A 15,065-nucleotide genomic window follows, 5' to 3' on the forward strand; every position below is an offset into this window, starting at 1 on the left:
CCCCTTGAACGAACGCCTGCCTGTCACCGCCATTCGCCCCTCGGCCTGTCCGGGGTTGCTGCGTATCGTCCCGGCGCTGGACGGTGGTATCTGCCGGATCAAGCTGGCCGGCGGGGTGATCAGCGCCGACCAGGCCCGGGCGGTGGCCCGAGCCGCCGCACGTTATGCCGGCGGCGTGATCGAGGCGACCAACCGGGCCAACCTGCAGATTCGCGGTATCGGCGAGCAGCATGCGGTGCTGATCGGCGAGTTGCTCGACGCCGGCCTCGGGCCCACCACGGCGGCGGGCGACGATGTGCGCAACCTGATGCTCAGCCCGAGCGCGGGCATCGACCGCCAGTTGTTGATCGACACCCGGCCCCTGGCCGAACAGATCCTGGCGACCCTGCAGACTCACGCACGCTTTCATGAGCTGTCGGCCAAGTTCGCGGTGCAACTGGACGGCGGTGAAGCCCTGGCGATGCTGGAGCATCCGCATGACCTGTGGTTGTCGGCGTTGCTGCTGGGCGACCAGGCGTATCTGGCCTTCGGCCTGGCCGGCTGTCCGGCCAACGACCTGCCGCTGGGCGCCGTGCCCCTGGCCAAGGGGCATGCGCTGGTGGTGGCGGTGCTGGAGCTGTTCCTTGATCTGGCCCGTCCCGAGCAGACACGCATGCGTCACTTGCTGGCCGAAGTCTCGACTGCGGAGTTCCTCCGGCAATTGGCCCAACGGCTCGGTTTCGAACCCGCGGCGGTCCCGTCCTGGCAGCGATCCGCGGCGCCCGGTCTGTTGCATATCGGCACTTATCCACAGCGCCAACCGGGGCGTGTGTACATCGGCGCCGTGGCGCCTCTCGGACGGCTCGATGCGTCGATGCTCGACGGCGTGGCCCGGCTGGCTAGCGAATTCGGCGATGCCAGCCTGCGCCTGACGCCCTGGCAGGGCCTGTTGCTGCCCAATATTCGTCTCGAAGACGCGGCAAACGTTACCGCACACCTGCAACACCTCGGATTGCTATGCGACAGCGCTGACGCCCTGGCGCAACTGATCGCCTGTACCGGCTCGGCCGGCTGTGGCAAGGGCCTGGCCGACACCAAGGCCGACGCCCGCACGCTGGCGCTGCACCTGCAAGGCCGGCCCCAGGGCGTGCACTTGTCCGGCTGCACGCGTTCCTGCGCGGCCGCCCATGTGGCGCCGGCTACCTTGCTGGCGGTTTCTCCTGGCCACTATGACCTCTATTTTCGCGATGCGACCCACCCGGGCTTCGGCCGGCCGCACGCACGCAACCTTACTATTGAAGCGGCGGGCGTCCTGCTGGCAGCCCGCTCACGGAGCAACACCGATGATTGATTACATCCGCGACGGTCAGGAGATCTATCGCAACTCCTTCGCGATCATTCGCGCGGAAGCCAACCTGGCGCGCATTCCCGCGGACCTGGAAAAGCTCGCCGTGCGGGTGATCCACGCCTGCGGCATGGTCGACGCCATCGACGGCCTGCAATTCTCCCCCGGTGCCGGCAAGGCCGGGCGCGAGGCCCTGGCGGCCGGTGCGGCGATTCTCTGCGATGCGCGGATGGTCAGCGAAGGCGTGACCCGTGCGCGCCTGCCCGCCAACAATCCGGTGATCTGCACCCTGCGCGACGAGCGCGTGCCCGAGTTGGCCGAGGAACTGGGCAATACCCGTTCGGCGGCGGCGCTGGAGCTGTGGCGCCCTTATCTGGAAGGCAGCGTGGTGGTGATCGGCAATGCGCCGACGGCCTTGTTCTACCTGCTGGAAATGCTCGATGCCGGCGCGCCGAAACCGGCGTTGATCCTCGGTTTCCCGGTGGGCTTCGTCGGCGCCGCCGAATCCAAGGCGATGCTCGCGGCCGACAGCCGTGGCGTGCCGTTCGTGATCATGCAGGGCCGGCTGGGCGGTAGCGCCATGGCTGCCGCTGCGGTGAATGCTCTCGCTACGGAGATTGAATGATGCAGCAGCCTGGACGTCTGATCGGCCTCGGCGTGGGCCCCGGTGACCCGGAACTGATCACGCTCAAGGCCTTGCGCCTGCTGCGCGAGTCGCCCGTGGTGGCGTACTTCGTCGCCAAGGGCAAGAAAGGCAACGCGTTCGGCATCATCGAGGGCCACTTGCAGGAGGCCCAGACCTTGCTGCCGCTGGTCTACCCGGTGACCACCGAGGCGCTGCCCGCGCCCTTGTCCTATGAGCAGGTGATCAGCGACTTCTACGACGAGGCCAGCCTGGCCGTGGCCGCGCACCTGGATGCCGGCCGCGACGTGGCGGTGATCTGCGAAGGCGATCCGTTCTTCTACGGCTCCTACATGTACCTGCACGACCGTCTTGCCGAGCGTTACGACGCCCAGGTGATTCCCGGCGTCTGCTCGATGCTTGGTGGCGCCTCGGTGCTCGGGGCGCCGCTGGTATATCGCAACCAGAGCCTGTCGGTGTTGTCCGGCGTGCTGCCCCATGACGAGCTCAAGCGCCGCCTGGCCGACGCGGACGCGGCGGTGATCATGAAACTGGGGCGCAACTTCCACAAGGTTCGCCAGGTGCTGGAAGAGCTGGGCCTGGCCGGTCGCGCCCTGTATGTGGAGCGCGCGACCATGGCCAACCAGAAGATCGTCCCGCTCGATGAGGTCGAGCCGATGTCCTCGCCGTACTTCTCGCTGATCATCGTGCCCGGCGAACGGTGGCAGGGATGAGCCGCGCGCAACCGGCCATTGTCATCCTCGGCAATGGCAGCCTCGCGACGGCCCGCAAGCTGCAACGGATTTACCCGGATGCGCTGGTCTATGGACTGGCGGAGCGGGTCGACGGCGCGGACCGGCTCTATCACGAGTTTGGCGCGACCCTGCGCCAGCTCTATCAGCAGGACACGCCGATCATTGCCCTGTGCGCCGCCGGTATCGTGATTCGCACGCTGGCCCCGGTGCTGCTGGAGAAGGGCGCCGAGCCGCCGGTGCTGGCGGTGGCCGAGGACGGCAGCGCCGTGGTGCCGCTGTTGGGCGGGCTGGGCGGGGTGAATGTCATGGCGCGGGAAATGGCCGCCGGCCTCGGTGTGGCGGCCGCCATCACCACCAGCGGCGAGCTGCGTTTCGGCACCTGCCTGCTGAATCCGCCGAGCGGTTATGCCCTGGGCGACCTGGAGCTGGGCAAGCGCTTTGTCTCGGACCTGCTGGCTGGCGAAAGCGTGCGTATCGAAGGGGCGGCACCTTGGCTGGCGCAGGCGCACTTGCCGGAGGATCGGCAGGCACGCCTGTCGATTCATGTCGGCAGTGCCGAGCGTGCGCCGGCCGCCAATGAATTGCTGATTTATCCACGCAGCGTGCTGGTGGCGGTCACGGCCGGCGTGCCGGAGCTGGCCGGTGCCGTGCGTGAAGCCTTGCACGGGGCGAATATCGCCCGCCAGTCGCTGGCCTGCCTGTTGGCAGCGGACAGCGAGATGGCCAGTCCTGCGCTGCGCGAAGCGGCTGCCGAGCTGGGTGTGCCGCTGCGCTTTGTCGCCTCGGGCGGCTCTGTCGCCGAAATGGCACAACAGGCGATACCGCAGTTGTTGCCGCCGATCTGTGTCGGCGAAGGTCTGGCGATTGCTGTCGCCAGCCAGCCGTTGGAACCGGAGCGCATCGGTCGTCCACGGGGGCGCCTGGCGGTGATCGGCCTTGGCCCGGGTGCCGCCGAGCTGATGGTGCCGGCGGTGAAGGCCGAGCTGGCGAAGGCCAACGACGTGCTGGGTTATGAAACCTACGTGCGCATGGCCGGCCCGTTCCGCGCCGATCAGGTGCTGCATTGCACCGATAACCGCGAAGAGATGCAGCGTGCCCGGCATGCCTTCGAACTGGCGGCCCAGGGGCGCTCTGTGGTGGTGGTGTCATCGGGTGACCCGGGTGTGTTCGCCATGGCGGCGGCGGTGCTCGAAGCCCTGCACGAATCCAGTGACCCGAGCTGGCACAACGTCGACCTGGAGATCCTTCCGGGGGTGTCCGCCTCGCTGGCAACGGCGGCCCAGGCGGGTGCGCCGCTGGGGCATGACTTCTGTGTGATGTCCCTCTCGGACAATCTCAAACCCTGGAGCATCATCGAGAAACGCCTCGACCTGGCGGCCCAGGCCGACCTGGCCCTGGCGTTCTACAACCCGATCTCCCGTTCCCGCCCCTGGCAGTTGGGCCGGGCCCTGGAGATCGTCGCCGGGCACCGCACAGCGCAGACGCCAGTGGTCCTGGGACGGGATATCGGTCGGCCGGGACAGACCTTGCGGGTGACTACCCTGGGCGAGTTGACGCCGGACCAGGTGGACATGCGCACCATGGTCATCATCGGTTCATCCACCACCTGCGTCTTCCCTCGCGCCGAGGGTGGCGAGTGGGTGTACACACCGCGCTGGTACGGTGAAAAGCCCCGCTCTTGAGGGGATGTGAGCTCACAAAAGGACGACGTCCATAGTCGTCCGTAATGGGCTATAAAGGCGCTACCAGGTACCCCCGCACCCCGGTAAAGATGATCTGCGCCGCCAGGGCGCAGACGAACAGCCCCATCAGGCGGCTGACGATCTGCAGGCCCTGGTCGCCGAGCATACGTTCGATACGGTTGGACAGGTACAGCACCACGCCCACGGTCAGGCTCGCCAGGGCGATACTGACGATGGCCGAGAGCTTGTCATCCCAGTGCGGCTGGCTGACCCCCATGACCAGCAGGGCACCGATGGTGCCGGGGCCGACGGTCAGGGGAATGGTCAGCGGCACGATGGTCACGTCCTGCTGCACGTTGTCGGTCTGCACCGCCGATTTACCCTGGGCCATGCCCAGCGCCGAAATGAACAGCACGCTGCCGGCGCCGATGCGGAAGGCATCCACGGTGATGCCGAACACGCTGAAGATCACCCGCCCGAACAGGTACAGCAGCACGCTGGAAACCAGCGTCGCCAACGCGACCTTCCAGGCCAGGCGTCGCCGTTCCTTGCTGGAATAACCACGGGTCAGGCCGATGAAGCAGGACAGGACGAAGAACGGGCTGTAGAGCACCAGCATCTTCAGGTAAACGCTGAATAGCACGTGGAGCATGGTGTGGGCTCGCGACGGAGGAGGGCGACGGCAGTCTATCAGGCGTTGCGCGGGCTGTCGGCTGTGTGCGGGAAAGGGCCGCACGAATTGTCACGGATGAGCGATTACCCGACCGTCAGGAGGTCGGTACCTGGGCCTGCTGGTTCGCGCGCTCGGCCACCCAGTGCTCCACCAGTTCACGCAACTGCGACAGTTCCACCGGCTTGGCCATGTGGCCGTCCATCCCGGCCTGGCGTGCGCGTTCCTTGTGCTCGGTGAGAATGTGCGCGGTCAGCGCCACCACCGGGGTGCGCACGCGCTGGTTGCCGACTTCCCAGGCGCGCAGTTGCTGGGTCGCGGAAAAGCCGTCGAGGATCGGCATCTCGCAGTCCATCAACACCAGGTCGTAACGCTGGGCTTTCATCGCCCGCAGGGCCTCTTCGCCGTTGCTGGCGGTGTCGGGCTTGAGGTTGAGCTTGCCGAGCATGCCGCGGATCACTTTGGTGGAGATGCTGTTGTCTTCGGCCACCAGGATGCGGAAGTCGCTGGGCACCGAAATCGGCTCCACCGGCTCGGGACTCGCCACCGGTACCGGCACGGGCCCCTTGTCGCGCTGGGCCAGTTCGTCCGCCAGGGTGGTCTTGAGGGTATAGCCGGCCACCGGCTTGGCGAGGATGCGCTTGACCCCGGCATTGCGCGCGATGATCTTGCTCGGCGCGTTGCTGATGCCGGTGAGCATGATCAGCAGGATATCGTGATTCAGGCTCGGGTCTTCCTTGATCTTCGCCGCCAGTTGCATGCCGGTCATGCCGGGCATGTTCTGGTCCAGCAACACCGCGTCGAAATAGTCGCGCAGGTGGGCCTTGGTCCGCAGCAACGCCAGGGCTTCCTTGCCCGAAGGCACGGCGCTGACGTTCAGGCCCCAGGCGCTGCATTGCTGCACCAGCACCTTGCGGCAGGTGTCGTTGTCGTCGACCACCAGGACCCGCGCGCCCTTGAGCGGACCGTCGAGGTCGGAGGTCGGGTTCTCCAGGTGCAGCGGGTCCAGCGGCAAGGTCAGCCACAGGGTGCTGCCCTGGTTGATACCGCTCTTGATGCCGAACTCGCCTTGCATCAGCTGCACCAGCTGGCGGGCGATCACCAGGCCCAGGTTACCCCCCAGGCGAGTTGCCGCCAGGAAGTTCTTGCTCTGCAGCTCGGCGTGGAGCAGGGCATCGCGTTCCTCGTCGCCCATCGGCACGCCGCTGTCCTGGACCGCGATGCGCAGACGCGGTTGGCCGCTGCGCTCGTCGAGGGCGACGACAATGAGGATCTCGCCCTCGTCGGTTTTCTTCAGGGCGTGTTCCAGCAGGCTGAGCAGGGTCTGGCGCAAGCGCGTCGGGTCGCCGCTGATCACGCGGGGCACCTGGGGCTGGATGAAACTGATCAGCTCGACATTCTGCTGCTCGGCCCTGGCGCGGAAAATACTCAGGCAGTCGTCGATCAGGGCATTGAGGTCGAACTGCACGTCATCCAGTTCGATCTGCCCGGATTCCAGCTTGGAGATATCGAGGATCTCGTTGATCAGGGTCAGCAGCTCGTTGCCGGCGCTGTGGATGGTCTGCACATAGTCGCGCTGCTTGACTGACAACGGCGTGCCCAGGAGCAGTTCGGTCATGCCCAGCACGCCGTTCATCGGCGTGCGGATCTCGTGGCTGATCTTCGCCAGGAACTCGGCCTTGGCGGCGATTTCGGCATTGCTCGCCGCCAGGTCACGGCTGAGGCTGAACTGGTCCTGGGTGATGCTGCGGCGGCGCTCGCCCAGGGCCACGCTCATCAACAGGCCGCTGATGCAGATGAACACCAGCAGCGCGATGATCAGGCCTTGTGGTGCCACCTGGGTCAGCCCCAGCAGCGCGGGCAGGATGACCAGCGTACCGATGTTGAAGATCACCATGGCCACCACGAACAGGCGCGCCGGGCGGTAGCCCTTCTGCCAGTGATAGGCGGCCACCAGCAGGATACTCAGGCTGGCCAGACCTACCAGGCCGTAGGTCATGACGTTCAGCGGCAGGGTGTCGACGAACAACAGCAGCAGGCCGCCGAGGCTGATCACCAGGATATCGCCCAGCAACAGCTTGTTCAGCGGATGCGGACCCAACTGCGAAAAGAACGAGTAGGTGAACATCAGCCCGCAGGGCGCGGTCAGCAACAGCGCGATATAGGCGGCGGGGGTTTGCGCGCCATGCCAGTCGGGCAGCCAGGGGCCGATCAGGTTCAGCAGGAACAGCGCGCTGAGCAGCAGCAAACCCTCGCAGGAGGCCAGCCACAGGCTGCTGCGCGAGCGGGTGTAGGCGAAGCGGATCAGGTTGTGCAGGATCAGCATCATCAGGCTGCCGAAAAGCAGGCCGTACAACACCGACTGGCTCTGGTCGGCGGCGACCTCGATGGCCGGTTCGAGGGTGACATGGGGGCGCAGCTCGTGCTTGGACACCAGCCGCAGGTAGACATCCAGTGGGTGGCCGCTTTGTACCAGCGGCAGCATGAAGTCGCTGCTGGGCAACGGTCGCTCGGTCTGGGGCAGGTCGTTGCCGGTGCGCACCTGGGCGATCAGGTTGTCGCCGTCGAGGGTGTAGAGGTCGAGACGGGCAAGGTCCGGGGCGAAGACCCGCAGCACTTGTTCGTGGCTGCCCGGTTGCAGGCGAAAGCGTAGCCACAGGGCGCCTTCGGGCCTGGCGGCGGTCAGGCGTTCGAGCTCGACCGGACTGAATTGGTTGGTGTAGCGCGAAGAACGGATATCACTCAGTTGCAGATCGGCCTGGTCGTCGAGCAAGGACGCCCAGCCAATGCCTTGCGAGGCCTGGGCCGGAGCAAGGCAGAGCAGGGTCAGCAAGCTGACAGTGAAACCTATGGCGATCCTGAGCCAGCGCACGGCGAAATCCCTTCGTAGGTTGATGCCTGATGATAACTATGCGCAGGGCGGGAATAGTTCGGCAAGGGCTGAACGCCCTTGCCTATCCTTTCGGATAGTTTATTCCTTCGAGTCTGCGCGTTCGCGTGCAATTGCACGATAGCCTATGTCGCTACGGTAGAAGCAGCCTTCCCAATTAATCTTAGCCGCGAGCTTGTAAGCCTGCTGCTGGGCGGCGTCGACGCTGTTGCCCAGGGCGGTGGCGCAGAGTACGCGGCCGCCGGAGGTGACTACCTGCCCGTCCTTCAGTGCGGTACCGGCATGGAAGACTTTGCCTTCCAGGCCCGCGGCAGCGTCCAGGCCGTTGATCACGGCGCCCTTGGTGTAGTCGCCGGGGTAACCGCCGGCGGCCAGGACCACGCCCAGGCTCGGACGCGGGTCCCATTGGGCTTCTATCTTGTCCAGGGCCTGGGCCAGCGCGGCCTCGATCAGCAGAATCAGGCTCGATTGCAGGCGCAGCATCACCGGTTGGGTTTCCGGGTCGCCGAAGCGGCAGTTGAACTCGATGACTTTCGGGTTGCCGGCCTTGTCGATCATCAGCCCGGCGTAGAGGAAACCGGTGTAGACGTTGCCTTCCTCGGCCATGCCGCGCACGGTGGGCCAGATCACCTGGTCCATGACCCGCTGGTGCACCTCGGCGGTGACCACCGGGGCCGGCGAGTAGGCGCCCATGCCGCCGGTGTTCGGGCCGCTGTCGCCGTCGCCGACGCGCTTGTGGTCCTGGCTGGTGGCCATCGGCAGGACGTTCTTGCCGTCGACCATGACGATGAAGCTGGCTTCTTCGCCGTCGAGGAATTCCTCGATGACCACGCGCGAGCCGGCGTCGCCGAAGGCATTGCCGGCGAGCATGTCGCGCACGGCGTCTTCGGCTTCGGCCAGGGTCATGGCGACGATCACGCCTTTGCCGGCGGCCAGGCCGTCGGCCTTGATCACGATCGGCGCGCCTTTTTCACGCAGATAAGCCAGGGCCGGCTCGATCTCGGTGAAGTTCTGGTAGTCGGCGGTGGGGATCTTGTGGCGGGCCAGGAAATCCTTGGTGAAGGCCTTGGAGCCTTCGAGCTGGGCGGCACCGGCGGTCGGGCCGAAGCAGTCCAGGCCACGGGCGCGGAACAGGTCGACGACACCGGCCACCAGCGGCACTTCCGGGCCGACGATGGTCAGGGAAACGTTTTTCTCTGCAAAGTCCGCAAGCTGCTCAAGGGCCAGGACGTCGATGGCGACATTCTCGCACTTGGCCTCGATGGCGGTACCGGCGTTGCCCGGGGCAACGAAGACTTTCTCGACACGCGGATCCTGCGCCACTTTCCAGGCCAGGGCGTGTTCACGGCCACCGCTGCCGATGATCAAAACATTCATTTCAAAAACCTCGATGACGCAAATCTGGGAAACGCTGAGCTTCTGTAGGAGCGAGCTTGCTCGCGATGGTGGTCAACGATGACGCGGGGTGCCTGAAGCACAGCGGCGTCTTGTCGTTCATCGCGAGCAAGCTCGCTCCTACAGGGGGAAAGCGGTTCTGTTAGTGACGGAAATGACGCATGCCGGTGAAGACCATGGCGATGCCCGCTTCGTCGGCGGCAGCAATCACTTCATTGTCACGCATCGAGCCGCCCGGCTGGATCACCGCGGTGATGCCGACCTTGGCCGCATTGTCGATACCGTCGCGGAACGGGAAGAACGCGTCCGAGGCCATGACCGCGCCCTGCACTTGCAGGCCAGCATGTTCGGCTTTGATTGCAGCAATACGGGCAGAGTTCACTCGGCTCATCTGCCCAGCGCCGACACCGATGGTCTGGCGGTTCTTGGCGTAGACGATGGCGTTGGACTTGACGTACTTGGCGACTTTCCAGGCGAAGATCAGGTCGTGGATCTCTTGCTCGGTCGGCGCGCGTTTAGTCACCACCTTCAGGTCGTCGCTGCCGATCATGCCGATATCGCGGCTCTGTACCAGCAGGCCGCCGTTGACGCGCTTGTAGTCCCAGGCCGGAGCGCGGTTGGCGTCCCACTGGCCACAGGCCAGCAGGCGCACATTGGCCTTGGCGGCGACGATGGCGCGGGCTTCTTCGCTCACGGACGGCGCGATGATCACTTCGACGAACTGACGCTCGACGATGGCCTTGGCGGTTTCGGCATCCAGCTCGCGGTTGAAGGCGATGATACCGCCGAAGGCCGACTCGCTGTCGGTGGCGTAGGCCAGTTCGTAGGCCTGGCGGATGCCGCCTTCGGCGTCCGGGCTCACCGCCACGCCGCACGGGTTGGCGTGCTTGACGATGACGCAGGCCGGCTTGACGAAGCTCTTCACGCATTCCAGCGCGGCGTCGGTATCGGCCACGTTGTTATAGGACAGCTCCTTGCCTTGCAGCTGGGTGGCGGTGGCGATGCCGACTTCGGCGGGCTTGGCTTCCACGTAGAACGCCGCGCTCTGGTGCGGGTTCTCGCCGTAGCGCATTTCCTGGGCCTTGATGAACTGGCTGTTGAAGGTGCGCGGGAATTCGCTGCGGCCTTCGGTCGACAGGGTCTCGGCCGCCTGGTTCACGGTGCCCATGTAGTTGGCGATCATGCCGTCATAGGCGGCGGTGTGTTCGAAGGCCTTGAGCATCAGGTCGAAGCGCTGGGCGTAGGTCAGGCCGCCGGCCTTGAGGCTTTCCAGCACCTGGCCGTAGTCGCTGGCGTTGACCACGATGGCCACGTCCTTGTGGTTCTTGGCCGCCGAGCGGACCATGGTCGGGCCGCCGATGTCGATGTTCTCGATGGCGGTCGGCAGGTCGCAGCCCGGTTTGGAGATGGTGGCCTCGAACGGGTAGAGGTTGACCGCCACCAGGTCGATCGGCTTGATGCCGTGCTCGTTCATGATGGCGTCGTCGATGCCGCGACGACCGAGGATGCCGCCGTGGATTTTCGGGTGCAGGGTCTTGACCCGGCCGTCCATCATTTCAGCGAAACCGGTGTAGTCCGCGACTTCCACCGCGGCCACGCCATTGTCCCGCAACAGCTTGAAAGTCCCGCCGGTGGAGAGGATCTCCACGCCCAGGGCTTCCAGCTCCTTGGCGAATTCGAGGATCCCGGTCTTGTCGGAAACACTGATCAAGGCGCGGCGGATCGGCAGGCGGGTAGTCTGGTCGGTCATCTCAATTTCCATCAAAAGCAAAGGAGTCAGCAAAAAAGGCGACCGGTTCTACGCGGGCGCCTTTCTGGTTTGATTGAATGCTTACAGCAAATCGTACTGCTTGAGTTTCTTGCGCAGGGTGCCGCGGTTCAGCCCGAGCAGCTCGCTGGCCTTGGTCTGGTTGCCCTTGACGTAGTTCATCACGCTTTCCAGCAAGGGGGCCTCGACTTCGGAGAGCACCAGGTTGTACACGTCCGTGACGGCCGCGCCCTCAAGGTGGGCGAAATAATTGTGCAGCGCCTTCTCGACACTCCCGCGAAGGGTCTGGCCTTCTTCGCTCGGGGTGTTGAGGTGCTGTTTCAAATTGACGTTGTCGCTCACGGGCGTTGTTCCACTCACTAAAGTCTCGGTCATCATCGTCATGCGGCCACCCCTCTTCCTTCCCCTGTCACCAGGCTCTTGTAACGCTCGGCGAAGAACTCACGAACGTTGGCGCACTGTGCTTCCGTCTCTTCCACACGATTGAAGTGGGCGCGAAACTCCTTGGCGCCCGGCAAGGTTGCGAGATACCAGCCGACATGCTTGCGGGCGATACGCACACCCATCACTTCCCCATAGAAGGCATGCAACGCGGCCAGATGCTCTAGCAGAATACGTTCCACCTCGAACAGTTCCGGTGCCGGGAGGGTTTCGCCGGTCCGCAGAAAATGCTCGATTTCACGAAAAATCCATGGCCGCCCCTGGGCGGCCCGGCCGATCAACAGGCCATCGGCACCGGTCGCGTGCAGCACGTGCCGGGCTTTCTCGGCCGAATCGATGTCGCCGTTGGCGAAGACCGGGATCGACACCGCCTGCTTGATCGCGGCAATGGTGTCGTACTCGGCTTCACCGGTATACAGGTCAGCGCGGGTTCGCCCGTGAACCGCCAGCGCCGTGATTCCCGCCTGTTCGGCGATTTTCGCCACCGTCAGGCCGTTCTTGTTCGCCCGGTCCCAGCCGGTACGGATCTTCAGGGTGACCGGGACGTCCACCGCCGCCACGACGGCGTGCAGGATCTCGCTCACCAGTGCTTCGTCTTTCAGCAACGCGGAGCCGGCGGCCTTGTTGCAGACCTTCTTGGCCGGGCAGCCCATGTTGATATCGATAATCTGTGCACCCAGCTCGACATTGGCCCGGGCCGCGTCCGCCAGCATCTGTGCGTCGCCACCGGCGATCTGCACCGAGCGGGGCTCGGGATCGCCTTCGTGGATCATGCGCAGACGCGATTTGCGGCTGTTCCACAAACTCATGTCGCTGGTGACCATTTCCGAGACTACAAGACCTGCGCCCAGGCGTCGGCACAACTGACGAAAGGGTTGGTCCGTGACCCCCGCCATCGGGGCGAGGATCAAGCCGTTCTGCAATGTATATGGACCGATGCGTACCGCCGACATAGGACTTCCCTGTTGTGGGGCCGGATCATGAGAGTTCGAAAAAGGGTTGGCATGATACCCGCTCTCGATGACTGGATAAAGGCAAAACTGGATAAAATCTGAACAGTTATTCCGTTATCGCCGGCGGTTTGGTTGTTGTCGGAAAACTGTCATCCAACCGGGCGCCGGGGGCCGGGCTACTCGGGCGAGTGGAAGCTGAGACTGTAGTTCACGGCCTTGGAGCCCGGGTCGAGGATGTCCAGGGCAATATGGATCGGCGTCTGGGGTGGCATTTCGCCCTGGCCGGCCAGGTCGCCGCTCAGGTATTCGGCGGGCTTGAAGCGCCGGCTGGCGATCAGATGGCCGTTGAGGTCGGCGAAGCGCAGTTCCAGCAGCGGGAAGGGTTGGGAGAACGACGCGCGGTTGTAGATGATCGCATCCACCACCAGGGCGCCGGCGAAGTCCGGGTGACTGCGGACCACCAGGTTGCTGCTCTTGATTCGGGCAATATCGACTTTCGAGGGGACCTTGCAGCCGATTTCCGGGCACAGCTGCTGGAACCAGGGGCGGTACTGGTCCTGGCGAGCCAGCTCGTCGAAGTGATAGGCGACGTATTGTCCGGCCAGGGCCACGGCGGCCAGCAGCACCAGCAGCAGCCAGAGCAGGCGGCGCCCCCAGGGCGAGCGGCGGCGTTGCCAGTCGAGCTGGATCGGGTCGTCGACCAGGTCCAGCAGTACGTCGTCGTGCAGGCCGGGCTCGTTGCGCTCGCGCTTGGATTTCTTGCGTTCGCCTTCGGGGGCGACCTCCTCATCGTGCTCGGCGGCCGGGGCCGCATGGAACGCTTCGTCTTCCAGCTCGTCGTGTTCGATCTGCAAGCGGGGGGCGGGTGGCTCGTCGTCCAGGTCCGCGAGGTCGAAGGACATCGAAGGCTCGGTCCGTGTGGGCCTGGGCACTTCGCTCTTTCTTTCCGGCGTCTTGCTCGGGGCCGCTGGGTTATCGTCGGCAAGGAGCGCTTCGTCGTGGCTGCTCGGCGATTCGCTGAACAGGCTGTCGGGCCATTGCTCTTCTTCCGTGTCCGGGTCGTCGCGGCGGGCGCTGAGTGATTCGCCCTTGCCGGCGGGTTCCTGGCCGAACGCCTTGATCGGCTGGATTTCCCGTTGTTCCAGGCGCGCCAGCTCTTCGTCCAGGTCCAGGTTGTCCAGGTCCAGTTCCTCGGCCGTCCACTGCTTCTGGCTGATGGCCCGTGGCGGTTCCGGCGGCTCTGGGGGCGGCGGTGGCGGTGGTGCGGGTTTCGGCGTGGGTGCCACTGTCGGCGCGGCAACCGCGGCGGCGCTTGCCGCTTCCCTGGCGGCGCGTTGTTCGAGCAGTTGTCGCGCAGCGTTGAACACCTGCAGGCAGGAGCCGCAACGAACCACCCCGCGGGCCACGCTCAACTGGGCGTGGCTGACGCGGAAACTGGTCTGGCAATGCGGGCACTGGGTGACGAAGCTGTCGGTCATGCGGCGATCCGGTTCATGCAGGCGCCCATTCTAGCGCCGACGGCCACTGATGCGCACCCAGCCATCGCGATCGGCAATCGGGTCGAGGTCGAAATCCCGGGCATAAGCGGCGGCGACTTCCGCGCCTTGTTCGGCGAGAATCCCCGAGAGCGCCAGGCGCCCACCGGGTTTGACCAGGGTGGACAGCTGCGGGGCCAGGGACACCAGGGGGCCGGCGAGGATGTTGGCCACCAGCACGTCGGCCTGGACCTGGGGCAGGTCTTGCGGCAGGTACAGGGGGAACAGTTCTTCGGCGATATGGTTGCGTCCGGCGTTGTCGCGGGAGGCTTCCAGGGCCTGGACGTCGATGTCGGTGCCCACCGCTTCCCGGGCGCCCAGCAGCAGGGCGGCAATCGCCAGGATCCCCGAGCCGCAGCCGAAGTCCAGCACGCTGCAGTCCTTGAGGTCCTGGCCGTCGAGCCATTCCAGGCACAGCGCGGTGGTCGGGTGGGTGCCGGTGCCGAAGGCCAGGCCCGGGTCGAGCAGCAGGTTGACCGCGTCCGGTTCCGGCGCGGCGTGCCAGCTCGGGACGATCCACAGGCGGCGGCCGAAGCGCATCGGCTCGAAATTGTCCATCCAGCTGCGTTCCCAGTCCTGGTCCTCGATCACTTCGCTGTGGTGCTCGGGCAGGGGGGCTCCGGTCAGCAGTTCCAGGTGCGCGAGCACGTTGGTCGCGTCGGTGCCGCCTTCGAACAGGGCCAGCAGGTGGGTGTGGGACCACAGCGGGGTGGTGTTGAGTTCCGGTTCGAAGATCGGTTGATCTTCGGCATCCATGAAGGTGACCGAAACGGCGCCGACTTCGAGGAAGGCGTCTTCGTAGGTTTCGGCTTGTTCCGGGCTGATGGCCAGGCGTACTTGCAGCCAAGGCATGGCGGGCACCTTTGCAAAAATGGAGTGCGCAACCGCTGGGGGCTGCGAGAAACGCGCAAGTTTACGCGAGCGGCGCTCCTGGCGGTATTCAAAAACAACAAGGCCGCAATTAAGCGGCCTTGTTGCTTGGATCACTGCGCCTGTTGAATGGCCGCCGCTAAGGCGACGGTTCGCGAGC

At 65.2% G+C, this 15,065-nt stretch carries 12 protein-coding genes; 4 read left to right on the top strand and 8 right to left on the bottom strand.

Going from position 1 to position 15,065, the window contains the following annotated elements:
- Positions 1-4: 4 nt before the first annotated feature.
- The 4 genes from cobG to cobJ are packed head-to-tail and all read left to right on the top strand — an operon-like array spanning position 5 to position 4,383.
- Positions 5-1,330 (top strand): precorrin-3B synthase, encoded by a 1,326-nt coding sequence (gene cobG, locus UCMB321_RS03730; protein WP_040063968.1) that lies wholly within the window; start codon positions 5-7, stop codon positions 1,328-1,330.
- Positions 1,323-1,949: a precorrin-8X methylmutase gene (locus UCMB321_RS03735; RefSeq protein WP_040063969.1), complete on the top strand. Its 627-nt coding sequence runs from the start codon at positions 1,323-1,325 to the stop codon at positions 1,947-1,949. The genes cobG and UCMB321_RS03735 overlap by 8 nt, the downstream gene beginning before the upstream one ends.
- A complete protein-coding gene (locus UCMB321_RS03740; RefSeq protein ID WP_040063970.1) occupies positions 1,949-2,680 on the top strand; it encodes a precorrin-2 C(20)-methyltransferase in 732 nt (243 codons plus the stop codon). The genes UCMB321_RS03735 and UCMB321_RS03740 overlap by 1 nt, the downstream gene beginning before the upstream one ends.
- Positions 2,677-4,383, top strand: coding sequence for a precorrin-3B C(17)-methyltransferase (gene cobJ / locus UCMB321_RS03745; RefSeq protein ID WP_040063971.1), 1,707 nt, complete (start codon positions 2,677-2,679; stop codon positions 4,381-4,383). Before UCMB321_RS03740 ends, cobJ begins: the two co-directional genes overlap by 4 nt.
- A gap of 49 nt (positions 4,384-4,432) precedes the next feature.
- On the opposite strand, the gene UCMB321_RS03750 is transcribed toward cobJ, so the two are convergent.
- From UCMB321_RS03750 to prmA, 8 genes are all read right to left on the bottom strand, one after another.
- Positions 4,433-5,035, bottom strand: a complete 603-nt coding sequence (locus UCMB321_RS03750; RefSeq protein ID WP_040063972.1) for a MarC family protein — start codon at positions 5,033-5,035, stop codon at positions 4,433-4,435.
- Between the two features lie 115 nt (positions 5,036-5,150).
- Positions 5,151-7,925, bottom strand: coding sequence for a hybrid sensor histidine kinase/response regulator (locus UCMB321_RS03755; RefSeq protein ID WP_040063973.1), 2,775 nt, complete (start codon positions 7,923-7,925; stop codon positions 5,151-5,153).
- 99 nt (positions 7,926-8,024) lie between these two features.
- Positions 8,025-9,320, bottom strand: coding sequence for a phosphoribosylamine--glycine ligase (gene purD, locus UCMB321_RS03760; protein WP_040063974.1), 1,296 nt, complete (start codon positions 9,318-9,320; stop codon positions 8,025-8,027).
- A gap of 160 nt (positions 9,321-9,480) precedes the next feature.
- On the bottom strand, positions 9,481-11,088 hold the full coding sequence (gene purH / locus UCMB321_RS03765) for a bifunctional phosphoribosylaminoimidazolecarboxamide formyltransferase/IMP cyclohydrolase (protein WP_040063976.1): 1,608 nt from the start codon (positions 11,086-11,088) through the stop codon (positions 9,481-9,483).
- Between the two features lie 81 nt (positions 11,089-11,169).
- Entirely contained in the window at positions 11,170-11,490 is a 321-nt protein-coding gene (gene fis / locus UCMB321_RS03770) for a DNA-binding transcriptional regulator Fis (protein WP_003186237.1), read from the bottom strand.
- A complete protein-coding gene (gene dusB / locus UCMB321_RS03775) occupies positions 11,487-12,500 on the bottom strand; it encodes a tRNA dihydrouridine synthase DusB (RefSeq protein WP_040063978.1) in 1,014 nt (337 codons plus the stop codon). Before dusB ends, fis begins: the two co-directional genes overlap by 4 nt.
- A gap of 176 nt (positions 12,501-12,676) precedes the next feature.
- The gene (locus tag UCMB321_RS03780) at positions 12,677-13,978 is read right to left on the bottom strand and encodes a DUF3426 domain-containing protein (protein ID WP_040063979.1); all 1,302 of its coding nucleotides are present in this window, start codon (positions 13,976-13,978) and stop codon (positions 12,677-12,679) included.
- A 30-nt stretch (positions 13,979-14,008) separates the two neighbouring features.
- Positions 14,009-14,887: a 50S ribosomal protein L11 methyltransferase gene (gene prmA, locus UCMB321_RS03785; protein WP_040063981.1), complete on the bottom strand. Its 879-nt coding sequence runs from the start codon at positions 14,885-14,887 to the stop codon at positions 14,009-14,011.
- Positions 14,888-15,065: the final 178 nt, after the last annotated feature.

It is taken from the genome of Pseudomonas batumici, from assembly GCF_000820515.1.
Classification (GTDB): domain Bacteria; phylum Pseudomonadota; class Gammaproteobacteria; order Pseudomonadales; family Pseudomonadaceae; genus Aquipseudomonas; species Aquipseudomonas batumici.

What these genes read in the sequence shown, in the direction of transcription:
- cobJ (WP_040063971.1), top strand. Translation starts at nt 2,677, where the DNA reads ATGAGCCGCGCGCAACCGGCCATTGTCATCCTCGGCAATGGCAGCCTC.
- UCMB321_RS03780 (WP_040063979.1), bottom strand. Translation starts at nt 13,978, where the DNA reads ATGACCGACAGCTTCGTCACCCAGTGCCCGCATTGCCAGACCAGTTTC.
- UCMB321_RS03735 (WP_040063969.1), top strand. Translation starts at nt 1,323, where the DNA reads ATGATTGATTACATCCGCGACGGTCAGGAGATCTATCGCAACTCCTTC.
- purD (WP_040063974.1), bottom strand. Translation starts at nt 9,320, where the DNA reads ATGAATGTTTTGATCATCGGCAGCGGTGGCCGTGAACACGCCCTGGCC.
- fis (WP_003186237.1), bottom strand. Translation starts at nt 11,490, where the DNA reads ATGACGATGATGACCGAGACTTTAGTGAGTGGAACAACGCCCGTGAGC.
- dusB (WP_040063978.1), bottom strand. Translation starts at nt 12,500, where the DNA reads ATGTCGGCGGTACGCATCGGTCCATATACATTGCAGAACGGCTTGATC.
- prmA (WP_040063981.1), bottom strand. Translation starts at nt 14,887, where the DNA reads ATGCCTTGGCTGCAAGTACGCCTGGCCATCAGCCCGGAACAAGCCGAA.
- purH (WP_040063976.1), bottom strand. Translation starts at nt 11,088, where the DNA reads ATGACCGACCAGACTACCCGCCTGCCGATCCGCCGCGCCTTGATCAGT.
- UCMB321_RS03740 (WP_040063970.1), top strand. Translation starts at nt 1,949, where the DNA reads ATGCAGCAGCCTGGACGTCTGATCGGCCTCGGCGTGGGCCCCGGTGAC.
- UCMB321_RS03750 (WP_040063972.1), bottom strand. Translation starts at nt 5,035, where the DNA reads ATGCTCCACGTGCTATTCAGCGTTTACCTGAAGATGCTGGTGCTCTAC.